Origin of the sequence: Paenibacillus aurantiacus, from assembly GCF_042431225.1 — a bacterium.
GTDB lineage: Bacteria > Bacillota > Bacilli > Paenibacillales > Paenibacillaceae > Paenibacillus_Z > Paenibacillus_Z aurantiacus.
The window spans coordinates 330,152-356,433 of sequence record NZ_JBHMDO010000047.1 but is presented as its reverse complement, the minus strand read 5'-3'; the positions used below and the strand labels follow the sequence as shown (position 1 = coordinate 356,433).

The 26,282-nt window shown below is 57.1% G+C and carries 24 protein-coding genes; 18 read left to right on the top strand and 6 right to left on the bottom strand.

Translation table 11 applies throughout. The annotated features are described in order from the left end of the window. Window positions 1–122 precede the first annotated feature (122 nt). The gene (lplA, locus tag ACFFSY_RS29875; protein ID WP_377501119.1) at window positions 123–1,124 is read right to left on the bottom strand and encodes a lipoate--protein ligase; all 1,002 of its coding nucleotides are present in this window, start codon (window positions 1,122–1,124) and stop codon (window positions 123–125) included. Between the two features lie 166 nt (window positions 1,125–1,290). On the opposite strand from lplA, the gene ACFFSY_RS29870 reads away from it, so the two are divergent. The 3 genes from ACFFSY_RS29870 to ACFFSY_RS29860 all read left to right on the top strand — a co-directional run bounded on the left by ACFFSY_RS29870 (window position 1,291) and on the right by ACFFSY_RS29860 (window position 3,846). Then, window positions 1,291–2,046, top strand: coding sequence for an IclR family transcriptional regulator (locus tag ACFFSY_RS29870; protein ID WP_377501117.1), 756 nt, complete (start codon window positions 1,291–1,293; stop codon window positions 2,044–2,046). Window positions 2,047–2,073: 27 nt separating this feature from the next. Next, window positions 2,074–2,847: an SDR family NAD(P)-dependent oxidoreductase gene (locus ACFFSY_RS29865; protein ID WP_377501115.1), complete on the top strand. Its 774-nt coding sequence runs from the start codon at window positions 2,074–2,076 to the stop codon at window positions 2,845–2,847. A 96-nt stretch (window positions 2,848–2,943) separates the two neighbouring features. Next, window positions 2,944–3,846, top strand: a complete 903-nt coding sequence (locus ACFFSY_RS29860) for a fumarylacetoacetate hydrolase family protein (protein ID WP_377501113.1) — start codon at window positions 2,944–2,946, stop codon at window positions 3,844–3,846. 273 nt (window positions 3,847–4,119) lie between these two features. Here the strand turns inward: ACFFSY_RS29860 and ACFFSY_RS29855 are convergent, their stop codons facing one another. Together ACFFSY_RS29855 and ACFFSY_RS29850 are read right to left on the bottom strand one after the other, a co-directional pair. Further along, entirely contained in the window at window positions 4,120–5,064 is a 945-nt protein-coding gene (locus ACFFSY_RS29855; RefSeq protein WP_377501111.1) for a YjgB family protein, read from the bottom strand. A 103-nt stretch (window positions 5,065–5,167) separates the two neighbouring features. Beyond that, a complete protein-coding gene (locus tag ACFFSY_RS29850; RefSeq protein WP_377501109.1) occupies window positions 5,168–6,007 on the bottom strand; it encodes a helix-turn-helix transcriptional regulator in 840 nt (279 codons plus the stop codon). Window positions 6,008–6,143: 136 nt separating this feature from the next. Between ACFFSY_RS29850 and ACFFSY_RS29845 the strand changes: the two genes are divergently transcribed. After that, window positions 6,144–6,911: a sugar phosphate isomerase/epimerase family protein gene (locus ACFFSY_RS29845; RefSeq protein WP_377501107.1), complete on the top strand. Its 768-nt coding sequence runs from the start codon at window positions 6,144–6,146 to the stop codon at window positions 6,909–6,911. A 38-nt stretch (window positions 6,912–6,949) separates the two neighbouring features. Then, window positions 6,950–7,972, top strand: coding sequence for a Gfo/Idh/MocA family protein (locus tag ACFFSY_RS29840; protein ID WP_377501105.1), 1,023 nt, complete (start codon window positions 6,950–6,952; stop codon window positions 7,970–7,972). A 100-nt stretch (window positions 7,973–8,072) separates the two neighbouring features. Here the strand turns inward: ACFFSY_RS29840 and ACFFSY_RS29835 are convergent, their stop codons facing one another. Next, entirely contained in the window at window positions 8,073–8,486 is a 414-nt protein-coding gene (locus tag ACFFSY_RS29835; RefSeq protein WP_377501103.1) for a DUF2203 domain-containing protein, read from the bottom strand. A 446-nt stretch (window positions 8,487–8,932) separates the two neighbouring features. On the opposite strand from ACFFSY_RS29835, the gene ACFFSY_RS29830 reads away from it, so the two are divergent. The 6 genes from ACFFSY_RS29830 (at window position 8,933) to cls (ending at window position 14,878) form a co-directional block, all read left to right on the top strand. After that, window positions 8,933–9,547 (top strand): CBS domain-containing protein, encoded by a 615-nt coding sequence (locus tag ACFFSY_RS29830; RefSeq protein ID WP_377501101.1) that lies wholly within the window; start codon window positions 8,933–8,935, stop codon window positions 9,545–9,547. Between the two features lie 22 nt (window positions 9,548–9,569). Beyond that, window positions 9,570–10,397, top strand: a complete 828-nt coding sequence (locus ACFFSY_RS29825) for a pyruvate, water dikinase regulatory protein (RefSeq protein WP_377501099.1) — start codon at window positions 9,570–9,572, stop codon at window positions 10,395–10,397. Between the two features lie 557 nt (window positions 10,398–10,954). Then, window positions 10,955–11,788 (top strand): 5-dehydro-4-deoxy-D-glucuronate isomerase, encoded by an 834-nt coding sequence (kduI, locus tag ACFFSY_RS29820; protein ID WP_377501097.1) that lies wholly within the window; start codon window positions 10,955–10,957, stop codon window positions 11,786–11,788. A 30-nt stretch (window positions 11,789–11,818) separates the two neighbouring features. Continuing rightward, entirely contained in the window at window positions 11,819–12,595 is a 777-nt protein-coding gene (locus ACFFSY_RS29815; protein WP_377501095.1) for a DeoR/GlpR family DNA-binding transcription regulator, read from the top strand. 1 nt (window position 12,596) lies between these two features. After that, on the top strand, window positions 12,597–13,349 hold the full coding sequence (kduD, locus tag ACFFSY_RS29810; protein WP_377501093.1) for a 2-dehydro-3-deoxy-D-gluconate 5-dehydrogenase KduD: 753 nt from the start codon (window positions 12,597–12,599) through the stop codon (window positions 13,347–13,349). Between the two features lie 80 nt (window positions 13,350–13,429). After that, entirely contained in the window at window positions 13,430–14,878 is a 1,449-nt protein-coding gene (cls, locus tag ACFFSY_RS29805) for a cardiolipin synthase (RefSeq protein ID WP_377501090.1), read from the top strand. A gap of 60 nt (window positions 14,879–14,938) precedes the next feature. Here the strand turns inward: cls and ACFFSY_RS29800 are convergent, their stop codons facing one another. Further along, window positions 14,939–15,928 (bottom strand): alpha/beta fold hydrolase, encoded by a 990-nt coding sequence (locus ACFFSY_RS29800; RefSeq protein WP_377501087.1) that lies wholly within the window; start codon window positions 15,926–15,928, stop codon window positions 14,939–14,941. Between the two features lie 279 nt (window positions 15,929–16,207). On the opposite strand from ACFFSY_RS29800, the gene ACFFSY_RS29795 reads away from it, so the two are divergent. From ACFFSY_RS29795 to ACFFSY_RS29785, 3 genes are all read left to right on the top strand, one after another. Then, the gene (locus tag ACFFSY_RS29795; RefSeq protein WP_377501084.1) at window positions 16,208–17,521 is read left to right on the top strand and encodes a discoidin domain-containing protein; all 1,314 of its coding nucleotides are present in this window, start codon (window positions 16,208–16,210) and stop codon (window positions 17,519–17,521) included. 117 nt (window positions 17,522–17,638) lie between these two features. Beyond that, complete coding sequence (locus tag ACFFSY_RS29790; RefSeq protein WP_377501081.1) at window positions 17,639–18,031, top strand: hypothetical protein; 393 nt, start codon at window positions 17,639–17,641, stop codon at window positions 18,029–18,031. 79 nt (window positions 18,032–18,110) lie between these two features. Then, the gene (locus ACFFSY_RS29785; RefSeq protein ID WP_377501078.1) at window positions 18,111–18,491 is read left to right on the top strand and encodes a winged helix-turn-helix transcriptional regulator; all 381 of its coding nucleotides are present in this window, start codon (window positions 18,111–18,113) and stop codon (window positions 18,489–18,491) included. Window positions 18,492–18,558: 67 nt separating this feature from the next. Here the strand turns inward: ACFFSY_RS29785 and ACFFSY_RS29780 are convergent, their stop codons facing one another. Next, a complete protein-coding gene (locus ACFFSY_RS29780) occupies window positions 18,559–19,629 on the bottom strand; it encodes an SDR family oxidoreductase (protein ID WP_377501075.1) in 1,071 nt (356 codons plus the stop codon). Window positions 19,630–19,981: 352 nt separating this feature from the next. On the opposite strand from ACFFSY_RS29780, the gene ACFFSY_RS29775 reads away from it, so the two are divergent. From ACFFSY_RS29775 to ACFFSY_RS29760, 4 genes are all read left to right on the top strand, one after another. Further along, complete coding sequence (locus ACFFSY_RS29775) at window positions 19,982–21,457, top strand: S-layer homology domain-containing protein (RefSeq protein WP_377501072.1); 1,476 nt, start codon at window positions 19,982–19,984, stop codon at window positions 21,455–21,457. 346 nt (window positions 21,458–21,803) lie between these two features. Then, on the top strand, window positions 21,804–23,591 hold the full coding sequence (locus ACFFSY_RS29770) for a sensor histidine kinase (protein ID WP_377501069.1): 1,788 nt from the start codon (window positions 21,804–21,806) through the stop codon (window positions 23,589–23,591). After that, on the top strand, window positions 23,584–25,140 hold the full coding sequence (locus ACFFSY_RS29765; protein ID WP_377501066.1) for a response regulator transcription factor: 1,557 nt from the start codon (window positions 23,584–23,586) through the stop codon (window positions 25,138–25,140). Before ACFFSY_RS29770 ends, ACFFSY_RS29765 begins: the two co-directional genes overlap by 8 nt. A 152-nt stretch (window positions 25,141–25,292) precedes the next feature. After that, window positions 25,293–26,270, top strand: a complete 978-nt coding sequence (locus tag ACFFSY_RS29760) for an ABC transporter permease (protein WP_377501063.1) — start codon at window positions 25,293–25,295, stop codon at window positions 26,268–26,270. The last annotated feature ends 12 nt before the right edge of the window (window positions 26,271–26,282 follow it).

The following is a 26,282-nucleotide window of genomic DNA, read 5'->3' as shown; positions in this document are numbered from 1 at the left end:
CTTTGCCGAACGTCGCATACCGCCGCCATCTCACTTCAATTCGCGCAATACCATTGTGCAGCACGTCAGAAAGGCTCGTCCGCGGCGATCCCGGACGAGCCTTTCTTCTTTTGCTCCGTATTCTAATCCCGCAGCAGCAGCAGCGACACGAACTCGTCTTCCGTTAATTTGCCGAAATACGTGTTCAGATTAACGCCAACAAGCGCTTGACGAATCGCTTCTTCCTCATACCGGATGCCCGTCAACAGCTCTTCGATCTCGGCAATCTCGCCGACGCCGAAGAAATCGCCGTAAATCTTGACGAGGTCCATACGACCTTCCGCCACATCGAGCCGGACGTCGATGATACCGGAGACGAATTTGCGCTCGTTCTGGATGTTGCACTTCGGCGAACGCCCGTAGTTCCAGTCCCAATTGCGGTAGCGCTCCTCGGCGAGCTTGCGTACGCCTTCCCACTCCTGCTCGCTCAGCTTATATTGCGGAACGTCGGCCGGCTCGGAGCCGAACAGCTCGCGCAGCAGCGTCGTGCGGAATTGCTCCGTCGTCATTGGCTCGTCCAGAAACTCCGAAATATTCGCCACCCGGCCGCGCACGGATTTGGTGCCTTTGGATTCGATCTTGATCGGCTTCACCTTCAGCGCCGAGGCGACGTTCTCCATCGCGGAGTCGAACAGGAGCGTGCCGTGGCTGAACATCCGTCCGCGCGAGGCGAATTGGGCGTTGCCGGAAATTTTGCGTTCGCCGACTTGGATGTCGTTGCGTCCGCTTAGTTCCGCGTTCACCCCGAGCTTGCGCAGCGCGTCGATGACCGGCTGGGTGAACTTGGCGAAGTTATGGAACGAATCGCCGTCGTCGCGGGTCAGGAAGCTGAAATTCAAGTTGCCGAGGTCGTGGTAGACCGCGCCGCCGCCGGACAGCCTGCGGACGACGTGGATGCCTTGCTCGTGTACGTAATCCGTATTGATCTCTTCGATCGTGTTCTGATTCTTGCCGATGATGATCGACGGTTCATTAATATAGAACAGCAGGTAGCTGTCGTCCATCGGCAGGTTGCGCAGCACATATTCTTCGAGCGCGAGATTCAAGGTCGGGTCGGTAATGCCCCCGTTATCGATAAACAGCATGTCGGTTCGCCTCCAAAAAGATTTCCATCTTCCATTACAGCAACAGGCGGGCGTAAAGTCAAATTTTGCTTGCCGCCATTGGGTAATCGATTCTATAATGAGTATAGGTTTTATATAATGAATTTGGTTTTGTATAAAAAACCACAAAACGCGAGGATTAAACGGCATGACGAACGAAAAACCGAAATATTGGGTGCCGGCTTTGGAGAAAGCGCATCATGTGCTGGCCGCCATAGCCGCTGAACCCGGCGCGCTGAAGCTGATCGATTTATCCCGCCGGCTGGAGATTAACAAAAGCTCGATGTTCACCATGCTTGCTACAATGGAGACGCTAGGCTGGGTGAAGCGCGAGGAAGGCGACACGTACGCGATCGGGCCGGCGCTTGGCGACTTCGGTTATGCCTACCAGCGCAGCTTCGATATGCGGCCGGTCTTCCGCGAAGAGGCTGCTCGCGTGCTCCAGCGCCTGGGGGAGAGCGTACAGCTGGCGAAGCGCGTGCAGCATGAAGTACTGTACCTGGACAAATTGGAAGCGCCGTCGCCAGTTCGCCTCGTCTCCGAACCGGGCATGCGTCTGCCTGCGCATGCGACCGCGCTTGGTAAGGCAATGCTCGCATTCTCGCCGAAGGAAGAGGTTGAACGGCTGCTCCCGGATACGCTGGCGCCGCTCACGGCCCATACAATCCAGAATCGAGACGAGCTGATTGCGCGTCTAAGCGAGGTGCGCGAGTTAGGAATCGCTTACGATCTTCAGGAAGCCGCCATGGGCTTCAACTGCGTGGCCGCGCCGGTATTCGACCGCGAAGGGACGGCGGCGTTCGCGGTCAGCTGCTCGATGCCGATGCACAGCTGGGCGGAGAAGAAGGACCAAGCCGTGCGCGAAATTCGGGGACTTGCCAAGCGTCTGTCCGGCCGGATGTAAGATCACAGACGGAGAGGATGAAGGAAGATGCGGTTGAAGGATAAGGTCATCTTGATTACCGGTTCGGGTTCCGGCATCGGACGCAGCACGGCGCTGCTGTTCGGCACGGAAGGCGCGAAGGTCATCGTCAACGATTTGTCCGCGGAGAAAGGCGAAGAGACGGCGGCGGATATCCGCGCAGCCGGCGGCGAGGCGGTCTATTACAAGGCTGACGTGACGGACCCGGCCTCGGTGCAGCCGATGGTGGATGGCGTGATCGCGACTTATGGTCGCATCGACGTGCTGTTCAACAATGCCGGCATAAGCGGCGTCGGCGCGCTGCATGAGATCGAGCCGGAGATGTGGGATAAGGTCGTGAACGTCAATGTGCGCGGCGTCTATGTCCCGAGCAAATACGTGCTTCCTTACATGATGGAGCGCCGCAGCGGCTCGATCATCAACATGTCGTCTTGCATCGCGGAGATCGGGTTGGCCAGACGCGCTGTTTACGCGGCGACCAAGGGCGCGGTGCTGTCGTTGACCAAGTCGATGCAGGTCGACTACGCGCCGTATAACATTCGCGTGAACGCGCTGCTGCCGGGGACGATTATGACGCCGTTCGTGGAGAACTACCTTCGCACCTCGTACGCGGATCCGGAGGCGGCGATCAACGGACTGAAGTCGCGCCAGCTCAGTTGCGAAATCGGGCTCCCGGAGGACGTAGCCAAGGCGGCATTGTTCCTGGCGTCGGACGAATCGAAATTCATGATGGGCTCTCCGCTCTATATTGACGGCGGCGTCGTGTTCGGGAAGAACGCGTAACAAACCGCCATGTGAGAAGACTGCAAGCGAAACTTTACTATGCAGCGACATAACTCACTCCATCCAAGCAATTGAATCCAAGGAGGCAACCGAACCATGAAATTAGTCACGATCGAAAGAGACGGGCGGCAGCTGCTCGGCGTGAAGACGGAAGCAGGCATTATCGACGTGGAGGCGGCGCTTGCCGCGCATCCGGCGGAGACGGCGGTTCCGACCGACGTGATGGCCGTCATCGAAGGCGGTCAGCAGTCGCTCGACGCGATTGGCACTTACATTGCCGGTCTTGAAGCAAGCACCGGCGCAGCCTACGTACTTGATGAACAGTCGGTCGAGTGGGGACCTTGCGTCACGCGTCCGAACAAAATCATCTGCATCGGGCTTAACTACCGGAAGCATGCGGAAGAGACGAAGGCCGCCATTCCGGAATACCCGATCCTGTTCAACAAATTCAACAATACGCTGACCGGCAACGGCAAAGCGATCGCCATTCCGAGAGTAACCAAGCAGCTCGACTACGAGGCGGAGCTCGTCATCGTCATCGGCAAGAAGGCGAAATACGTCGCCAAGGAAGAAGCGCTTGATTACGTGTTCGGTTATGCGGCGGTCAACGATCTGTCCGCGCGCGACCTGCAGCTGCGCACGCAGCAGTGGCTGCTCGGCAAGAGCTGCGACGATTTCAGCCCGCTCGGTCCCTATCTCGTGACGGCCGACGAGGTCGGCAATCCGAACGACTTGGCGATCCGCGCGGTCGTGAACGGCGAGGTGCGCCAGAACTCGAACACGTCGGACATGATCTTCGGCTGCGACGAAATCGTCAGCTACGTCTCCCACCATATGACGCTCGTACCGGGCGATATTATCCTGACAGGCACGCCGGAGGGCGTCGTGCTCGGTCTGCCGAAGGACCAGCGCGTCTATCTGCAGCCGGGCGACACGGTGACGATCGAGATCGAGAAGCTCGGCTCGCTGACGAACCGGTTCGTCGCGGAAGAAATCTAAATCTTATAGACGGCAATAATACTCCTGCTTCGCGTGTTGGCGATGCGGGAGTATTTTTTGTCGCTTGAGAAGTTATGCAACGGATCCACCCATAGCCTATAGTGGACATGCATCTGCTTCAAAACCCACTGAAGCTTTGTCCGCAAGGACAAAAGCATGCCAAGCTCAAGCCGACCCGCCGACCGCGCACCATTGTGGCTGCACGAAGAGGGTGTCCAGAGGGCGAAGCCCTTTGGTTCCCCTCAGCGGAGGGGGAAGGGGGAGGGAGACCTACTAGCCGGCCATATTGTTCACCGCGTCCTTCGGCGCGTAGACCGAGATGTGATCCACCGTGCCGGTCGACTTCGGGATGATGAATTTGAGCTGGAAATCTTCGCCGGCTTTGTACACATAGATATCGTCATCGCCGTTCTTCGTCTGGTCGTCCGCCTTGCCGATCGCCGCTTCGATTTGCGCGAGCGTCAGCGACTGCAGGCTCGGATCGTCGGACCTCACGTCGAAGATTTGGCTGCCTTTGTTATAGCCGAAGACGGCGTTCTTGGCGCTGTAGGTCGCATACATGCCTTTGCCTACGAACTCCTCGTGATCCGATTTGCCCCATGCCTTCTCGACCTCGTCGATCATGCCTGTATGTGCAGCGAACTCGATGCCCGGCACCTTGCCCTGCTCGGCCAGCGCGAGCAATTCCTTCACCTGTTTGCCGGTGTCGGCTTGTCCCTCTGCCCCATTGGTCCCGCCGCCCGCGCTACCCGCCGTCGTGCCGCCGCTTGTGTCTGTGCCACCGCCAGCCGCGCCGGATTGACCGGTCGCGCCATTATTGACAGCAGCGGAATTGCCGTTGGTGGTGTCGCTGCCAGTGTTTCCGGGAGTCGCAGCCGTTCCACCGTTCGCATCCGTATTCGTAGCGTTCTCAGTCGGCGCGGCGGAATTGTTCTCATCGTTCTGGCAAGCGGCCGTCGCGATCAAGCCCGCAAGCGCAAGGACAAGCGCAGCCTTGTTCAAATACGGGCGTAGATATGTTTCACGCGAATCAACCATCTTGAATTTCTCCGGAATGAAACGCGCCACGCCCTTAAAGGACGGCGTCAGCCGGTTCACCTTGAAATACAAGCGTTGATCCGTTTCACGCGAATCAACCATCTTGTATTTCTCCGGAATGAAACGCGCCACGCCCCTTACGGATGGCGTTAGCCGTTTCACCTTGCTTGTTCTGATCATGGTGTCAGCTCCTTGTCATCGATTCGTCCTGCTAGTACCAGTCTAGGTTAAATCCATACCACTCATACTTCGGGACGAAACGGGCAGGGCGGATGACAGGCTGCTACAACAGATTCGTGCCGCTCTCGTTCTCCCGAATCCGCTTGCGGAATTCGCCGGGCGGCGTGCCGTATCGCAGCTTGAACACTTTATGGAAATACGAATATTCCCCGAAGCCGCAGTTCTCCGCGATTTGGTGCAGCGAGAAGGAAGTGTATTTCATACGCTCGAGCGCCGCGGACAGCCGCACCTCTGTCGCGTAGTCCATCATCGTGCGGCCGACATGCTCCTTGAACAAGTGAACGGCGCGCGAGACCGACAGTCCGGCATGTCGGGCGGCGTCGTCGATTTTGAACCGGCCGGTCGCGTTCTCCTCGATAAACCGTTTCAGCCGAAGGACGGCGAACGGAGGCGGCGCGCTCGGAGCAGCCGTCTCCGTCACGGCCCGCTCCAGATAGAGACATAGCGTCCGAAGCAAATAGTCGATGAGCTCGCCGCTTACAGGCCCACCTTCGCTCTCGTCCGCCTGACGCCGTTTCTCCGCGATCATCAGTCGCCACAAGCCGAGCAGCTTCTCGTCAGGGTCGATTCGGGCGAGCAGGGGCCTGTCGGCGCGTCCCCACCAGTCGTCGAGCCAATCGCTGACGGTCAGCAGGTAATAATCTCCGCTTGCAATGCTCCCTTCGGCGGCGTTCTGCTCCCCGACATGGAGCCCGTATACCGTCCCCGGAGGCAGCATGAGCAGATCGCCGGTCGCAAGCGATACGCGCCGCCCTGCGATGTCGGCCTCGCATCTGCCTTCGGTTTGCAGCCGGAATAGGTAGCAGGGCAGGCCTGTGCTATAGTGGTCATGGAAGCGCTGCGTATGGTAAGAATAGCCGCAGGTAAGGACGACGGATGACAAGGATAATGCCTCCCCTTCAAAATGATAGCCAAATAATCGATGTTTCAATTATATCGTTTATGGTCAGTCCGCGCCAAGGGCGCTAAGATGGAACTATATTGATCTAGACTTCATCGCTCAAGGAGAGTGTTTCGGTATGAGAAAAATGGGCATTGGCGTACAGCTGTACACGCTTCGCAATGAAACCGCTGCCGATTTCGCAGGCACGCTGCGCAAAGTCGCGGAGCTTGGCTACGAGGGCGTGGAATTCGCCGGTTATGGCGACTTGTCCGCCGACGAAATGAAAGCGCTTCTGGAAGAGACCGGACTGAAAGCGATTGGCGCGCACGTATCGCTGGACGCGATGCGCAATGACTTGCAAGGCCAAATCGACTACCTGAAGACGATCGGCGCCGGTTACATGATCTGTCCATGGGTGAGCGAAGAAGCGCGCAACCTTGAAGATTGGAAGAACAATATCGCGTTCTGGAAGGAAACCGCCGAAGAAGTAACGAAGCAAGGGCTCGTATTCGGCTATCATAACCACGACTTCGAATTCCATGAGAGCATTGACGGCCAGTTCGTATTCGACGCGATCTATGCGGCCGCGCCACAATCGATTAAAGTGGAGATGGACGTCTGCTGGGTGAAATTCGCCGGCCAAGATCCAATCGCCTACATCAACAAGTACGCCGGCAACCTGCCGCTGCTGCATCTGAAGGACTTCGCGCGCGACGAGAACGGCGGCATGATCACGCTGGAGCTCGGCCAAGGCGAAGTAAACCTCGGCGAAGTCGTCAAGGCTGCTTCCGATGCGGGCGTGGAATGGCTGATCGTCGAGCAGGACAACTGCCAGAACCCGCCGCTTGCGAGCATTGCGAACAGCTTGAACTGGGTGAAACAGAATTATTTGGCGCTCGTATAAGACGCCTATTCCATCTGAACGAAGGAGAATGAACACGCATGAGTAAAGTAAGAGTGGCCGTCATCGGTTGCGGCTCGATTTCGAAATACCGCCACATTCCGGAGTATGCAGCGAACGAGAACGTAGAGCTGGTAGCATTCGTGGACGTCGTTGCGGAGCGCTCCCAGGCGTATGCCGACCAATACGGCGCGCTGGCGTTTACCGACTATAAGGAAATGCTCGCGCAAGTGAAGCCGGACGCGGTCAGCGTCAACCTGCCGAACGTCCTCCATGCGCCGGTATCCATCGACGCGGCGAATGCTGGCGCGCACGTGCTCGTCGAGAAGCCAATGGCCGCAACGGAAGAAGAAGGGTTCGCGATGATCGAGGCAGCCAAGAAGAACGGCGTGTTCCTGATGGTTGGCCACAACCAGCGTCTGATGCCGCCGCACGTCAAAGCGAAAGAAATTCTAGATAGCGGCAAGCTCGGCAAAGTGCTGACGTTCCGCACGTCGTTCGGTCACCCAGGTCCAGAGGGCTGGAGCGTCGACGGCCGTAACAGCTGGTTCTTCGAGAAGGAAGATGCGATCATGGGCGCCATGGGCGATCTCGGCGTTCACAAGTCCGACCTGATCCGTTACCTGCTGAGCGACGAAGTGTCCGAAGTGGGCGCTTTCATCGGCACGCTGCACAAGGACGGCACGCAGGTGGACGACAACGCGACCTGCCTCATCCGCATGAAGAGCGGCGCGATCGGCTCGCTCGTTGCAAGCTGGACGTACTACAAGGGCGAAGACAACAGCACCGTCCTCTGGTGCGAGAACGGCGTCATGAAAATCGGCACGCATCCAGACGACCAAGTCATCGTGGAGCTTCGCGACGGCACGATCGAGAAGTATAAAGTCGGGGCAATCTCGACGAACGACAAACAAGAATCCAGCGGCGTCATCGACGCGTTCATCACGTCGATCACGACGAACACGCCGCCGAGCATCTCCGGCGAAGAAGGGCTGAAATCGCTGAAAGTGATTCTGGCAGCATTCGAATCGCAAGCGACCGGCCGCATCATTTCGTTGAATTAATCCTCTTGATCCATACCTTGCAAATAGAAGAACCTCCTGTGCCATCCGCGAGGGCGGCACAGGAGGTTTTTCTGCGTTATGCGGCTCCCGGGGCTCCTTCTTAAGCATCCGGGAGCATTTTGCGTCCGGCGAAGCCTTCATCCGGGCCGTGGTAATGCGTAATGCGAGCTTCGCCTTCCTTCCAGCAGAGCAGCACGTCGCGGCCGTCTACTTCGCCGGGGAAATCGAGAATACCGGGATGAATCATTTTGAGCTGAACGCCTTGACGCTCGAAATTCCCGATCGCAAGTTCCATCTCCATCCGCATAAATTCCAGTTCGCCTTCGAGTTCGAAGAACGGGTCGGGGTCATCGGGCAGCCGCTCCGAAGAGCCGGCATACCCGGTTTTCATCCGCTTCAGCTCGGCCAGCCGCTCTTCAAGCGTGGCCGTCAGCCGCTGCAGACGCGTAAGCTCATCTTGCAGTCGCGGCAGCAGCGCGTTCGCTTCTGCCACGGTGAACTTTTTGCTCGTCACGGCACTCACTCCTTGCGTCAAGTGTATCCGATTCGGCCCGCGGACGCCATGCTTAAACGAGCCGCCACGCCCTAACATACGCGCGATATGAATCATTTCGTCCGCCGCGGCGCGAAGTTTAGAATCTCTTAAAAACGAGAATGATTCTGATCTATAAATCGATCATATTCGACAGTGAATACGCGTGGTAGAATGGAGAAAGTAAATTTCGACTAACTTGCGGTTTGAGAGGGAGCGATTTCGATCGTCGTTCGGACTCGTCTATGCGAGTTCGGCGTTCAAGCAGCGTGACTCCCGTCGCAAATCCCGCTCGCCGGCCGCCGTCGGGAGTGACAGCGGCCAGCTCTAGTTCATGCGCGGTTCGTAAGCCTAGTTTTGCGCTCGCGTAAATCGTATTAATGGTTACATAACATGTCTAAGCGTTACATGTCTGACATAAGGGGTGTATGAACATCGAACTTACAGCGCGCCAGCGCGATATTGTGCAGTTAGTCCGCCAGCAGGCTCCCATTACAGGCGATCAAATCGCCGAACAATTGGGCATCAGCCGGGCCACGATTCGCTCTGATCTCTCACTGCTTGTCATGCTTAATGTACTTAGCGCAAAACCGAAGGTCGGTTACTTCACGGGAGAGGCCGCCGATTACGAATCGCAGGAGTCCTCCTGCACGGGGATGAGCGTGAGCGAAGTGCTGGAGAAGCCGACCGTGCTTGCCAGCGCACTGTCCGTGCACGAAGCGGTCGTGACGCTTTTTCTGGAGAATGCCGAGACGATCTGCATCGTGGACGAGAACAAGCGCTTCATCGGCATCGTCACCGCGAAGGATCTGCTGAAGCTTACGCTCGGCAATCCCCAAGCCGGCGCCATGCCGGTCGGAATGGCGATGTCCTGGTTGCCCGCCATGGCGTCGCTGTCGCCGGAAGACAGCATCGGCTCGGCCGTCCGGACGATGCTGGCGCACGGCTTGGATGGGGCGCCCGTGCTGACGGGCAACCGCGAAGTGGCTGGCTGGGTATCGAAGACGGCGATCCTCCGAAGAATGGTCGAATCGGATGTCTGATATGGAAAGGAGTAGAGAGGGAGTGCGGGACAATCAGCATATCTTCATCTGCTCGGACGCGGTCGGCGAAACCGCGGAGGCAGTCGTCCGGGCGGCGATGCGGCAATTCGCGTTCACGAGCGGCAAGTTAAGACGTTACGGGCATATCAAGCACGTGGACGAGGTGCGTGCGATCGTGGATGAAGCGGCGCGCTGCCGTGGCGTTATTGCTTACACGCTTGTGCAGCCGGAGTTGAACGGGATGATGCGGGAGGAGGCGAGCGCGCGGGGCGTAAGGGCCGTCGACGTGCTCAGTCCGATGATGCAAGCGTTCGTCGACACGTTCGAGGACACGCCGAACCGGATACCGGGCCTCAATCAGTCGCTCGACGCCGAATATTACCGCAAGATCGAGGCGATGGAGTTCGCCGTTCATTACGACGATGGCAAGGATCTGCGGGGCATTACGCTGGCCGACGTCGTCCTCATCGGCGTGTCGCGCACGTCGAAGACGCCGATCTGCCTATATATGGCGCACAAGGGCATCCGGGCGACGAATTGGCCGCTCGTGCCCGAGATTCCGGTGCCAGAAGAGCTGCTCAGGCGCAGGAACGGCCTGATCGTCGGGTTGACGATGGATCCCGAGAAGCTCGTGTCCATCCGCACGGAGCGCCTGAAAGCGCTCGGCCTGCCGAAGGGCTCGGTCTATGCGACGACTCTTCGCGTCGAAGAAGAACTCCGCTACGCGAACCGGATCATGCAGATGGTCGGCTGCGAGATTATCGACGTCACGAACAAGGCGATCGAAGAGACGGTAGGCCTTATATTGGAACGGCTGCCGGCCGACCGGGCATTCTCGCCCAATCTTTAATCGAATAGCAAGCCTGCGAGCATCTTCTGTTTAGGAGGATGCTTTTTTTGTTGTGTGTAGGCGTGTTACGCACTAAATGATGTTGCCAGAAGAGGTTGTGGATTAGACGTAAGCTTTGTCCGTCAGGACAAAAGCGTGCCCCGCTCGAAGCAACCCGCCGACCGTGAACAATGGTGGTTGCACGAAGAAGGGAGTCCAGAGGTGAAGCCACTCATGGCCCTATAGTTGAAAGGCTTATGTCTTAGAACTTCAAAACCCACTGAAACTTTGTCCGTCAGGACAAAAGCGTGCCCTGCTCAAGTCAACCCGCCGACCGCGAGCCATAGTGGCTGCACGAAGAAGGGAGTCCAGAGGGCGAAGTCCTTTGGTTCCCCTCAGCGGAGGGGGAAGGGGGAGGGAGCAACAAAAGTGGGGTCAAAGGGGCGGGGCCCTTCTTAACCTGACAGCATTGCGGCGGAGGGGGAAGGGGGAGGCAAAAATAAACGTTGCCATTTCGTTCGTGTTCGTTTAAATTAAACGTAAATGAACTTATATGAACTTAAAAGGAGCGAGTGAACGTGGAAATTCGTTATGCGTCCCACCCCAATGAAGTGAAAGGCTTCGATACCTCGAGGCTGCGCCAGGAGTTTCTGATCGAATCGCTGTTCAAGGCGGAAGAGCTGGTGTTGACGTATTCGCACGTCGATCGTTTCATCGTCGGCGGCGTCGTGCCGGTGAACGAGAAGGTCGCGCTGGAAGCCGACAAGAAGGAAATGGGCTCTGCGTACTTCCTCGAGCGCCGCGAGATCGGTATTATCAACATCGGCGGCAAAGGCACGGTAACGGTTGACGGCACGGTGTACAATATGGACGCCAAAGACGGTCTGTATATCGGCCTCGGCTCGCAGGAAGTCATCTTTGCTAGCGACGATGCGAATGCGCCGGCCAAGTTCTACCTGAATTCCGCGCCGGCCCACAAGACGTATCCGACGACGCGCATCGCGATCAGCGAGGCATCGCCGAACCATCTGGGCAGCATCCAGAACTCCAACGAGCGTACGATCTACCGTTACATTCATACCGGCGGCGTGCAGAGCTGCCAGCTCGTCATGGGCATGACGCTGCTGAAGCCGGGCAACATGTGGAACACGATGCCGTGCCACACGCACAACCGCCGTTCGGAAGTGTACCTGTACTTCGATATGCCGCAGGACGGCGTCGTCTTCCATTACATGGGCGAGCCGCAGGAGACCCGCCATCTGGTCGTACGCAACGAGCAGGCGATCATCTCGCCGAGCTGGTCGATCCACAGCGGCGTCGGCACGAACAACTATACGTTCATTTGGGGCATGGCCGGCGAGAACCAGATTTTCGAAGATATGGACGCCGTAGCGATGCAGGACTTAAGATAAGAGGAAAATCAGGCAGAACGGATGATGGCAATGAACGCCCTAAGGCGGCATGAAATGATTATGGAGGCGCTCCTGGAGCAGAAGGAAGTGACCGTGAACGCGCTGAGCGACCGGCTCGGCGTCACCGGCAAGACGATCCGCGAGGATTTGGCGAAGCTGGAGGAGCAAGGGCTGCTGCTTCGCGTCCACGGCGGGGCGATGCTTGCGCAGGGCGACCAGCTGGGGATTCTCTCGGCGAAGGGCGCGCTCGCGAAGCACCAGGTCGAGAAGGCGTCGATCGCGGAGCTGGCACTCTCCTACATCGAGCCGGGCGATATTATCGCGCTCGACGGCGGCAGCACGACGCTCGAGATCGCCAAGCGGCTGGACAACGCGCCGATCACGGTCGTGACGAACGATCTGAACATCATCGCCGAGCTGCTGCGCAAAGACGAGATTCGGCTGGTCGTGCCCGGTGGCTACCGGGTGCGCAACATGCTGGCAGGTCCGGAGGCAGCCGCTTATATTCGGGGGCTTAACATCCGCAAGGCGTTCATCGCCGCGACGGGCGTTCATTTGCAGTACGGCTTCACGATCTACACGAATGATCTAATCGAATACAAGCGCGCGATCATCGAATCAAGCGAACGCGTGTATGGCGTCATCGATCATCATAAGCTGGGCCAGAGCGCCCTGCGGACGTTCGCGACGCTTGGCGAAGTCGACGCGATCTTGACCGATGCGGGCTGTTCGCCGGAGACGGCGGCGCAGTTCCGGGCGGCCGGGTTCGATGTGAAGGTTGAACAAGGAGATGCGGGAGGGCAATAAAATGAGTTTATTCGATCTTACCGGCAAGCGGGCGCTCGTGACGGGCGCTTCGGGCGGACTGGGTCAGGCGATGGCGATCGGTCTGGCGGAAGCGGGCGCCGACATTATCGCGGTATCGTCGTCGGAAGCGCGGGAGACGGTGCGCCTCGTGCGCGAGCTCGGACGCAAGGCAGAGCTGATTGCGGCGGACTTAAGCCAAGAGTCGCTGCTTGAAGGCGTCGTCGCCCAAGCGACGGAATTTTACGGCGGCATCGACATTCTCGTGAACAATGCGGGCATTATACGCCGGACGCCGGCGGCGGAGCATTCGTGGCAGGATTGGCACGACGTCGTGTCGCTCAACCTCGATTCGGTCTTCTTCCTCTCGCAGCTGGTAGGGCGCGGGATGCTTGCGCGCGGCAGCGGCAAGATCATCAGCGTCGCCTCGATGCTCACTTATCAGGGCGGCATCAACGTGCCGGGCTACACGGCGAGCAAGCACGGCGTCGCGGGCATCACGAAGGCGCTCGCCAATGAGTGGGCCGGCCGCGGCGTGCAGGTCAATGCGATCGCGCCGGGCTACATGACGACGAACAATACCGCGCCGATTCTGGCGGACGAGAACCGTTACAAGTCGATTACGGACCGGATTCCGGCCGCGCGCTGGGGAACGCCGGACGATATGAAGGGGCCGGTCGTGTTCCTCGCTTCTGCGGCGTCGGACTATATGAACGGCCACGTGCTGAACGTGGACGGCGGCTGGCTGGCCCGATAGTCCCGCGAAAACTTTGCCACGTTTAGGTAAATGCGCTATAGTGGTCTCATCCGATTCGGAATTGAGGTGCCATAAGGCGCATGTTATGGTGGTACGAACATTTTACGACGGTGGTGCTGCTCTTCAACCTCGTGTTGGCTGCCGCCGTCATTTTTCTTGAGCGGCGCAACGTCGGCGTGACCTGGGCGTGGCTCATGGTCCTGCTGTTCATCCCGGTCATCGGCTTCATCGTGTATCTGGTGTTCGGTCAGAATCTAAGCAAGGTGAAGCTCTATAAGATTAGCCGGGAGACGAGCCAGGTCATCAAGGCGATCATCGAAGGCCAGCGGCGGGCTTACATGCACAACGATATCCAGTTTCACGATCCGGCGATGGTGCCGTACAGCAATTTGATCTACATGAACTTATCGAGCGGATTCGCCCTTTATACGCAGGATAATGAAGTGGAGATCTACACGGACGGACACGACAAATTCGATGCCCTTATTCGCGATATTGCCGGCGCTAAGCTGCATATCCACCTGATGTACTACATCGTGAAGGACGATGCGATCGGCAAGCGGCTCATGGCGGCGCTGGTCGAGCGGGCGCGGGCCGGCGTCGAGGTGCGTTTTTTGTATGACCACATTGGCAGCTCGCGGCTGCGAAGCGCGTATTTCGCCGATTTGATCCAGGCGGGCGGGCATGTCGCGTCGTTCTTCCCTTCGAAAATCCCCTATTTGAACTTCCGCGTCAATTACCGCAACCACCGCAAGCTGGCCATCATCGACGGCGCGGTCGGGTATATCGGCGGGTTCAATATCGGCGACGAGTATTTGGGGCTGGATAAGCGGTTCGGCTATTGGCGCGATACGCATCTGCGGCTGCGGGGCAGCTCCGTGCTGCAGATGCAAGCGCAGTTTCTGCTGGACTGGAATTTGGCTTCCGTCACCGCGATTCCGGAGAATCCGGGCTACTTCCCCGTCATCGAAAGCGATGGGCAGGTCGGCGTCCAGATCGTCTCGAGCGGACCGAACAACACGGCCGAGCAGATTAAGAACGCGTACATCAAGATGATCCATTCCGCCAAAGAATACATCTATATCCAGACGCCGTATTTCATCCCCGATGAGAGCGTGCTGACAGCCATTCGCCTGGCGGCGCTGTCGGGGGTCGAAGTGGTACTGATGCTTCCGGCCGTCCCGGATCACAAAATGGTGTACTGGGCATCGTATTCCTACCTGGGCGACGTCCTGGACGCGGGAGGTCGCTGCATGCTGTACACCAAAGGCTTCCTGCACGCGAAGACGATCGTCGTCGATGGCAAAATCGCGTCGGTCGGCACGGCCAACGTCGACATCCGCAGCTTCAAGCTGAATTTCGAGGCGAACGCGATTATCTACGACAGCGGCGCGGCTGGGCGGTTAAAGCTGATTTTCGAGCAGGATATGACCGATTGCCGAGAGCTGACGCCGGAGGATTATGCGGCCAGGTCGCGGCTGCAGCGATTCCGCGAGTCGTTCACGCGGCTGCTGTCGCCGATTTTGTAGGCAACGAATAGCAAGTTGATGTGAAGACGGTACTCTACGCAGAGAACCGTCTTTTCGCTTTTACGGAAGCAACGATTTGATCACGTCTATGATGAGCTGGGGCTCGGTTCGCATAATGTCATGGCCGCTCTTCTCCGCGATGAAGAGACGCGAGTCTGAGGACAAGGCGAGCTGTCTGCGCTGTCCGTTCTGCCAGATGAGTTCGAGCTTGGCGCCAGCCGTTTCGGATAAGCCGTACTGCCGGCCATCTTCGGGGATACCACGGGCAATTATTCTTACGGGAATCGCACCTAGCGACTGGCCGCGGATCGCGTTCTCGGTAAGGGAAGCGAGATTGGCTTCGTTCGCCTTGGCGTTGAAAAAAGCGGAGGTGGCTACGATGTTAATGAAGATGTCGCGATCTTCTTTCGGGACGAAGCCCTCGAGCAGCTCGTCTTGAAACAAACGCATCATTCCCGACCGCTTCAGAAGTGTAAGCAGGGACGGAGAGGGCTGTTCGGAGATCGTTTCGGATGTAAGCACGGCCAGGGATTCCCGTTCGTTGTTTTCTTCTCTTGCGTCCACCAGAACAAGCGCGGCAGTCTCCTCCGGGTACGTCTGTGCGAATAAACGCATGTACATGCCGCCAAGCGAGTGGCCGACAAGGATGTAAGGACCGGTTAACCCTTCTTGTGAAAGCGCATGATGCAGCTCGCGTACGATATTGTCCCCGGTGCGGGGATTAGGAGAAGGCTCGCTCCAACCGTAACCCGCGCGATCATAGCTGACTACCGTGGCATAAGGGGCGAGATCGCGTGGGATACTGCGCCAATTTAAGCTTGTTTCTCCGCTGCCGGCTTCGAAAATAATCGTCGGTCCCGTGGATCGGGCGATATTCATATGGAGGCGGAAGGTGCCGACATCCACGAGCTTGCCTGGCATCGGGTAGGCGGATTGCGCGCGTTCGGAGGCGATCCATTCGTAAACAAAGCCGCTGGCAGGCAGAAGAATTAGGGGGATGAGCACGAGAATAAGACGCTTCCAACGTATTCGATTCTTGAAGCTGCGCATAGACCCACTCCTTTTCTAAGTATGTGGTTAATTTAATACAATCGTATTAAAAAATCAAGGAGTAATCGTTCTGCGACGAGCTGTCTACGGACATAAGAGGAAACCTGTAATAATTCCATCCGAACCTGAGATTCCTCCACTAGGAGTCATACTTGACCGATTGATATTATGAAAGCGCAATCAATTCATTTAGGAAGGAGGGGAGTCTGGCTTCGAGAAGCGAGTAGACAAGAAGGTACTGCTGCCAATTTGCGCAAATAATCGTTGAGAGAGGTGCGAATGATGAGAAACCTGTTGCTAAAGCTAGTTGTCATAAGTGTACTTCTCGCTGTCCTGCTCCCGTCGTCATTGACGACACAGGCTGCGGGAACGACGGAATCCGTCATCTATGGCGGCGGTCCGTTCTATTCCGGCGGGACGGCGACGATGAACGAGCTGCGGGCGTCCGGCTATACGACGGTCATGCTATGGACGATTCACGTCAATTCGAACGGCGATCTTGTCTATAACGATCAGCTCGTCGTCTCGAATGGACAGTATGTCGGCAATGCGGCTTGGCCCGGGCAGTTGGCAACGTTGAAGCAGGCGCCGACGTCTGTGAAACGACTGGAGATCAGCGTCGGATCGGCAGCTGTGCGCGATTTTGAGAACATCAAGAACCTTGTCGCTTCGCAGGGCACGGGGACGAGCAGCGTGCTCTACCGCAACTTCCAGGCGCTTAAGAACGCCATTGGCGCCGATGCGGTAAGCTTCGACAATGAAGATCTGTACGACGTAAGTTCGACCGTTGCGTTCGGCAACATGCTGGCTGGACTGGGCTTCAAGATTACGCTTTGCCCTTATACGAATACGAGCTACTGGCAGAGCGTCAAGTCTCAGCTCGGCACTAAAGTCGATCGCGTCTACTTACAGGTGTATGACGGCGGAGCGGGCAACAATCCGGCGACTTGGAGCAATGTGCTGGGCATGACCGTCATGCCGGGCCTCGACTCGAAGACGGCCTCCGGGGGCAATACGCCTGCTCAGGTAAGCACGAAGATGGCGAATTGGAAGGTTTCGGCCGGCATTACCGGCGGATTCATCTGGTACTATGACGCGATGCTGGCCAATCCGTCCGGCGGATCGGCGGCCGACTACGCAGCTGCGATCAATAATGCGCTCGGCACGATCAATGGCGGCTCGCTCACGACGGACGGGACCGTGACCGCAAGCGCATCGGGAAGTCCCGCAGGGGAGGAGAAGGAGAAAGCGTTCGACGGCAGCGCGGCGACCAAATGGCTTATTTTCGCCAACAACGGCTGGCTGCAATACCAATTCGGCGGAGGCGCGCAGAAGGTGGCGAAGTCGTACTCGATCACGTCGGCGAACGATTTTCCGGCGCGCGATCCGAAGAGTTGGACGCTGCAGGGCTCGAACAACGCAGCGACATGGACGACGCTCGACACGCGCAGCGGCGAGACGTTCGCATCACGCTTCCTGACGAAGACATACACGATCCCCAACACGACCGCCTATGCGTACTACCGGCTGAGCGTTACGGCCAACAATGGCGGCGCGGAGCTGCAGATTGCGGAGATTGGGCTATATCCGTGATACATGCGTGGAAATTAAACGGTCTCGCCGAGGGCGAGACCGTTTTGCTTATTTCGGCGCAACTTGAAGGATTTCGGATATTGGCGGCAAATAAGGAATAGGCATAATAGATCGAAATTGGCCAATATCGGGAGGGGACCGCCTCAGCCGCTCGATGCGGCCGCGAAGACCGTCAAGGTCAAAGTTACGTTCGTCGGCGCCGAGTTGACGGAGAACAATCACGTCGGCAATGAATGGTGGTACGAAGGGTACGTGAACGGCAAAGCGATCGAGGAAGGCAGCTCACGGACGCTTTCATTGAAGACGACGGATAAGATCACGCTCAAGGGCGAGGCGCAGGAGCAAGACAAAATTCCCGAGGACGGCGAGGGCAGCGTATCGGTCAAAGCATCCGCCGTGACCAAAACGATCACAAAATCCGTCCAAGTCGCCGTTACCGAAAATCGGGGGCGGTATTCGGGCGATACGGCGACGTGGACGTTCACGTTCAAAATCGAGAAGGCTAAATAAGACAATCCTCGTGCAGCACCACGTCGGCTGAGGCATGCGAAAGATGGTGTCGACGTATGGAGGGAAGGTGAGTGCGATAATGGAACATGCAGGGAAAACGTATAATACGGCGGTGGAAGCCACGCTTGAAGTGATGGGCGGCAAATGGAAGCCCGTTATTCTATTTCACTTGACGTTCGGCCGCAAACGAAACGGCGAGCTGATGAGCCTGCTGCCTTCGGTGTCCCAGAAGGTGCTGACGCAGCAGCTGCGCGAGCTGGAGGAGGCGGGCGTCGTTACGCGGATTTCCTACAATCAAGTGCCGCCCAAAGTCGAATACGAGCTGACCGAGTACGGTTGGACGCTGCGGGATCTATTGCATCTCATGTGCCGATGGGGCGACGTGCATATCGAGCGCACGTATGGACAAGCAGCTACTATTTTGACGAATTCGCTCAATGGGGAAGCGGGGGCGCCATGACTTTCCGAGAACTCCATGGCCTAAAAGCCGGTTTCCCGACGCGGGGACCGGCTTTCTTTCAGTCTCATCAAGGGATGATTTTGCGCTGTCTCATCTCGGTGAACAACGTGATAAACATCGATTCCGTGTCGATAAAATCATGAAACCCGAACCGGCGCGCCTTCGTCCCGTCCGCGAAAAAATCGTAATCCCACGAGAACGCGAAATCCCCGAACGCCCACGAAGAAACATCCTTGTAGCTGTTAGCTGCGAGGCCATATTTCTCGACCATGCGATTCCACAGCGGCTCCTTATCCGCCATGACGGTCGCCAGCGGCATGGTCAGCGGCGGCGCCGTCTCCAGCTCGAAGAAGCGAGCAATCTTCGGCCACATGTCGTTCCATCGGAACAAATCGCCGTTGGCGATGTTGAACGCCTGATTGGCGCAGCGTTCGTCGGTGGCCGCCCAGACGGTGGCTCGGGCGAGCAGCCCGGCGTCCGTCATCTCCATCAAGCTGTCGTAGGCGCCGGGCTTGCCCGGGAAACGCAGCGGGATGCCCAGCTCCTTGGAGATGGAGGCGTACACGGCGATGACCATGGCCAGATTCATCGGATTGCCCAAGGCGATTCCGCCGACGACCGATGGCCGTATCGCCGACCACGTCCAACTGCGTCCCGGCTGCCGGCTCTCCAGAAATTGCTGCTGATCCACGTTGAATTCAGGCGGCATGTGATGCGCATCGCTCTCGCGAGCGGGCGTTTTGAACGGTCCTAGATGCGCGCCGTATACCTTGTAGCCTTGCATGAGGCTAATGTGCCGTAATTGCCGCGCGACGGGCTCGACCGCGTTGACGACGTTGACCAGCATCGCCAGGTTCGGTGCGACCAATTCCGCCCAGGTCGGCCGGTCTTGATACGCGGCATAGAAGATATGCGTTACTTCCGCCAATCCCCCGAGCGCGCGCCGCGTGTCCTCTTCGTTCAGTAGATCGGCTGCGATATAGCGGACTTTCCCTCGTGTTTCCCCGCCGCGGCGGGATACCCCGATGATATTCCAATCCGGGAGTTCTTCTAAATGTTCGATCAAATTTTGCCCGATGACGCCGTTACCGCCAATGACCAACGCCGTTTTGCGATCGTGCTCTTCGTTTTGCACCATGTTATCCGCTCCTTTATGGGATCTTGCAAAGCGATTCCGTAAGGCTATTGTGCGTCATAGGTGCGGCACTGAATAGTACGCACTTTGAAGTCATATAGGCACTTGAAAGTAACGGAAGCGAAGTAGTTCGGATGGCATTTGGAATATGTAGCAGGGATTACATTCTTTGTAATTCTCATGGATGCGTGTCGAAATGTGGCGCAATTATATGAAAGAGTTACTAGATCTTTCCCGGTAATCGGCTTGAAAAAAGAATAAATAGTAAATTGATCCCATAGCAAATGTATGTTACAATCCGTATCATAATGAAAGAGAGTGGAGTCGAAATGTCGCGAGAGGAGTGCCTTACAGCATGTTACAGTCGAAAAAAATTGCAATTGTCCTGATGGCGGGGCTTATCTCCGTCCCTGCACTGGGATTGGCGCAAGAAACAGGAATTCCGGTGGATACCAAAGGGCATTGGGCCGAGCAGGTGCTGAATAAATGGTCGGCCAACGGATGGTTGAAAGGGAGCGGAGAAGGAAAAATATGGCCGAATCGAACCATAACGCGGGCCGAAGTCGCCGCGTTGGTGAATACTTCGTTCGGATTCGGCACGAAATCGGACATTGTCTTCAAAGATGTGAAGCCTGGCCGCTGGTATTCGGATGCCGTCTCGATTTCGGCCAAAGCAGGTTATTTTCAAGGAACGCCGGAAGGTAATTTCCGTCCGGACGAGCCTGTTACGCGTCAAGAGCTGGCCGTGATTATCTCGCGGCTGCTCAAGCTGTCCCCGCAGGATCCGCCTGCTCAGTATGTTGACGCGGCGAAGGCGCCGGCTTGGAGCAAAGGAGCGGTCGGCGCAATGGCGGCAAGCGGCGTCATGATCGGACGAGCGGCCGATTCGTTCGGACTGACCGCCTCATCAACCCGGGCCGAAACCGTCGTCGTCCTGGATCGCGCGCTTGGTAAGCGTCAAGCGGCTTCGGAATCCGAACAGCCGGGTACAGAAGATCCAGACCCTGTCGTTCCGGCTTCGGACGGCGTCGCCGGCACGATCATGGGAAGCGGGAGCGAAGCGATGCCTGACGGCGTGCTGGAATTAACGGCGAGCGGCGGCGGGCGCAGTGAGATCCAAGTGCGCGGCGGCAAGTTCTCGCAACCGCTGCGTGACGGCAATTACACGATAGATTCGTACGTCATCGGCAAGACGAGGCTCAAAGTCGGCGTCTCCCTTACGGTAGCGGGCGGCAAAGCCGACCGTGATCTTAAGCTGACGCCGGTCGCGAACGCGATCGGAAGCGTAAGTTATGCGGAAGGCAAGGCGTGGGGCAGTGGGAATTTGGTGCTGACGCAAACTTCGCCGACGAAGCAAATCGTGGAGATCAGCATCGTGAACGGGCTCTATGCCGGGCAGTTGGAGAACGGGACGTACACGATCGGCAAGGTGGAAGACGGCAGCTCGTTCATCCCGATTATGAAGACATTGACCGTGAGCGACGGGAAGATCACGGACCGCGCCGTACTCCAGCTGAAAGCGCCATCCGCGGCGAACACGGTCTATGCGACCTGGGCCGATGGATCCGAACTCCCAAGCGTGGCGCTGATCGTCAGCCCGCAAGGTTCGGACGCCGCCTTGTTCCTGCCGTTCGACAAGGGTCAAGCCAAGCTCTCGCTCAATGACGGCGATTACGTCTTTACCGGCTACATGCTGGAGAGCGCGCAGTGGCTTGTGAAGCTGAACATTCCGTTTAAAGTCAAGGATGGCAAACTCATCCCGGATCCGTCCGCCGTCCAAGATGGCAAGGTGAAAGCCGATCCGTTCACGGTCTTGCTTCCTAAGAACTAATGTATTGACGCGTCACTTCGAGAAGGCTGCCCGGGATCTCCCGCGCGGCCTTTTGCTTTTGGGGACAGGATTCGCCAGCATGCATCTGGCGAGGCCGGCGACTTGGCTCATTCCTTTGTCCTTCATTTCCATGCTATGCACTAATTTCCGCATGAAAACAGATCGAATTTCCTCATGTTTTTATGCGAAAATGTGGCTTACAATGAAGGATAGACGTTTAGAGGGGCTGCATCGGCAAAATTCGAAAACGCTTTCCGACGAAAGTCCGGACTACGCCTGAGCCGGTATGCCTACACTTGAAGCGAGAAAGGCTTTCATCATGATTTCACCGCAGGGGGTTGCGAGTTTGTATAAATCGATCATCCGGATCGTCAACGATATGAAGCTGCGCCATAAGCTGTTTGTGTCGTTTATAGTAGTCGTGTTCATTCCGGTGCTGATCGTCGGGTACTTCTTGACGAGCGAGCTGCGCTCCATGGCGCTCGGCAATGCTATGGAACAGACCGAGACGAACGTCGAGCGGGTCAAGAAACGGACAAGCGAGGTCGTCAGCATTTCGTACGACACGGCGTATCGGCTGGCTAACGACGCCCGGCTGGAGACGGTTGCGAATCGGCGGTATGATTCCGTCTACGATGTCGTTAAGGCCTATAAGGAATACCCGGATTTCCGGGAGAATCTCCGTCTGTACGACGAGATTGCCAACATTCGGCTGTACGTGGACAACCCGACGCTGCTGAATAACTGGGAGTTCATCCAGCCGACGCCGAACATCGTCGAAGCGCCTTGGTACCAAAGCGCTATCCAGAGCAGTCTGGTCGATTGGAGCTATGTCGAGGACGAGCGAGATGGCAATAAATATTTAAGCTTGGTACGGCGTGTCGATTTCCCCAACCAGAATACGACCGGCGTCTTGGTCATTAATGTGAATTCAGAAATGCTCGCGTCCATTCTAGCTCAAGAATCGTTCGAGACGATGATCGTGGACAGCAGCAATCAGGTCGTCGCGTCGAACCGTCCCGGCAAGCTGGGCAAGACGCTGGAGGAGCTGCAGTTCGACCCGTCCGTCATCGACGGCGAGACGGGGACGTTCGAGAACGTCATGGACGGCAACAAGCTGCAAATTATGGTCGACGATCTCCGGCCGAAATCCAGTATGAACGAACTACGCATTATCTCCATCTTCTCGATCGATCAGATCGTGAAGGAAGCGAACCGGACGATCCGGCTTGCGGTTACGGTCATCTCGATCAGTCTGGCCGTCGCCACGCTGCTTATCTACGGGTTCTCTACCTTGTTGTCCAATCGGCTGCTCCGTCTGAGCAAGCATATTAACAAGGTGGCGACAGGCAATCTGGGAATCGCGATGGAGATAGACGGCAAGGACGAGATCGGTCAGCTCTCCAGACAGTTCAATTCCATGGTCGCGAGTATTAACGGGCTAATGAGCGAAGTGGAGGAATCCAACTACCAGAAGCGCCAGCTCGCTCAGAAGCAGAACGAGATCAAATTCAAGATGATGGCCAGCCAAATTAACCCGCATTTCCTATTCAACGCACTGGAATCGATCCGCATGAAGGCCCATATTAAAGGGGAAACGGAAATCGCGAAGGTCGTTCGGCTGCTCGGCAAAATGATGCGCAAAAATCTGGAAGTCGGCAACCGCAGCATTCCGATGCGCAGCGAGATGGATATCGTGCGTTGTTACTTGGAGATTCAGAAATTCCGCCACGGCGACCGTCTGCATTTCGAGCTGCTGATCGATGCGGGCGCAGAGGAGACGTTCATCCCGCCGCTCATCATTCAGCCGCTCGTCGAGAATGCCGTCGTGCACGGTCTCGAGAGCAAGGAGGAGGGCGGACTCGTTCGGGTGAAGGCAAGCGTCGTCGGACAAGAAGTGCAGATCGAAGTGATGGACAACGGCACCGGCATGACGGAAGAGCGGGCCGCGACGGTTATGCAGTCGTTGAACGAGCAGGACGACGACGACCGCAACCGGATCGGTCTGCGCAATGTCCACATGCGGCTCTTGCTTACGTACGGCCCGGAGCACGGACTTCACATCCACAGCGTGCCTGGCGAAGGGACGCAGATCCGGTTTCATATTCCGCTAGGGGGGCGATCACATGTATAAGGTACTGCTTGTTGATGACGAGCCGATGATTCGGGAAGGACTTCGGACGCTCATCGACTGGGAGGAACTGGGCTACCAGGTTGCCGACACCGCCGGGAACGGAAGGGAGGCGCTGGAGAAGCAGGAGCGGCTGAACCCCGATCTAATGATCGTGGATATTCGAATGCCCGGTATGGACGGCTTGACGCTGATCGGCCATCTGCGGGAGAAGAATGAGCATCTTCATATTCTGATCCTGAGCGGGTATGCGGATTTCGATTACGCGAAGAAAGCTATCCAATACCAGATCGACGGCTATCTGCTTAAGCCGGTAGACGAAGACGAGCTGACCGGGTATTTGGACCGGCTCAAGAAGGTGCTGGACGCGGAAGCGGCGGCGAACCGCCGTCATTCGGCGATGAGCGAATGGAACCGCGAACGGCTGATTCAAACTTGTCTGGAAGGCGCGTACCCGGACGATGCCGCGGAAAGTCTGGAAGAAGCCGCCCGGGAAGCTGGATTGGTATGGCCGTCATACGAGCTGCTGCTCGTGCGGCTGCATGCGGAGCAGGATATGGACTCCGGCGTCTTCGCGTACATGAAGCGCCGGTTCGTGACGACGTTCGAAGACGCCGGACGCGGAGTCGTCTTCTATGCCGAGCCTTATATCGGCTTGCTGCTGCGGGAGCCGCTGCAGAGCGACTATCAGAGCGCGCGCCTCTACCGGGACATCGCGAATATCGCGGCCGAGCGAGAGCTGCACTTCACGGCCGTCTCGGGCGGCGCGGAGGAGCGGCTAACCGATCTCGTGCGCGCTCATGCCGCGGCAGTGCGGCTCATGAACCTGCGCTTCTTCTATGAAGAAGGCCGCATCATCGGGGAGCAGACCGAACCGATCGATCATCAGCTGGCGGACGATTCGGACGATCACGAACCGTTCGATCCGGATGCGGTAGCCGAGAAGCTGTATTTGACGCTGGATATCGGCAATCTGGAGGCGGCCAAGCAGTTGGCCGCCGAAGCCGGCGAAGCCATGCTGCGCGCCAATTATTCGGAGCAGGAGATCAAGACCGCCATGGTACAGCTGATCACCGGCGCCATCGGGAAGCTGACGCTCCATCGGCAAGAACTGCAAGAGAGACGTCATGAGCTATCCGGCAGCATAATCGGGCTGTATAAGCCGCACACCTACCAAGCGCTCATCGAGAGTGTGCAAATTGTACTTGCACGTGCCTTGGAAGGCCTGGATGCCGGCGGAACGGACAAGCAGATCATGAAGATGATCGACCTCATCCAACGCAACTACCAGCAACCGCTCAAGCTGGAGACGCTGGCCGATGTGCTCGGATATAACAGCGCGTATCTGGGGAAGCTGTTCAAGACGACGACGGGCGAGTATTTCAACAGTTACCTGGACAAGGTGCGCATCGAGAAAGCGAAGAGCTTCCTCGATCAAGGGATGAAAGTGTACCAGGTCGCGGAGAAAGTCGGCTACACGAATGTCGACTATTTTCACAGCAAATTTCGCAAATACGTCGGCGAATCACCGTCGGCGTACAAGAAGAAGTAGGATTTTCGCGAAAGCGCCCGGTTGATCCGGGCGCTTTCTCTATTTTTCGGGGGATCGGATACAATTTTTATATGATTTTGTGCAAAATCATTGGGGTACTTCCGTTGGCGCCGCACCGTTACAATAAGGACATACAGCAAGGAGGGGTACCAATGGAAGCGGTAACACAAGAGAAGCCCAAGGAGAGAGGGCGCCGCGAGACATCCCGGTTCTGGCGCATTTTCCTGCAGCAGAAATATTTGTACATGATGTCGATTCCGTTCGTCATCTGGGTGTTCGTCTTCAGCTACCTGCCGTTATGGGGCTGGACGATGGCATTCCAGAAGTACAGACCGATGCCGAACAAATCGTTCTGGGAACGCATCGTCGACCAGAAGTGGGTCGGTTTTGACCAGTTCGCGCGATTGTTCGCCGACGACCAGTTTTATCTGGTGCTGCGCAATACGCTGGCCATGAGCTTTATGGGATTGATCGCGGGCTTTACGATTCCGATCCTATTCGCGATTCTGCTCAATGAAGTCCGCCTAATGGCATTCAAGCGATTCGCGCAAACCATATCGTACCTGCCTCACTTCGTTTCCTGGGTCGTCGTCGCCGGCATCGTCACGAAGATGCTGTCCGCCGATCACGGCGCGGTCAATGATTTCCTGATGTGGATCGGTGTGATCGATCAGCCGATACAGTTCATGGCCAAGGGCTCCTACTTCTGGAGCATCGTCACCGCGGCGGATGTATGGAAAGAGACGGGCTGGAACACAATTATCTACCTGGCCGCGATCGCTGGCATCAGCGGCGAGCTGTACGAGGCCGCGAAGGTCGACGGCGCAAGCCGGCTCCGCCAGATCTGGCATATTACGATTCCGGGCATTCGCTCGACGATCATTATTTTGCTTATTATGTCCATCGGTCATCTCGTTAGCATCGGCTTCGAGAAACAGATGCTTCTCTCGAATAACCTGGTCACCGACTACTCGCAAGTACTCGACTTGTACGCCTTGCAATATGGCTTGCAGATGAGCAACTTCTCGTTCGGTACCGCGATCAACATGTTCAACTCGGTCGTCAGCATCATCTTGTTATTCACGGCGAACGGCATTTTCAAACGCATCACCAAAGAAAGCATCATGTAGGAGGGGTGCCCC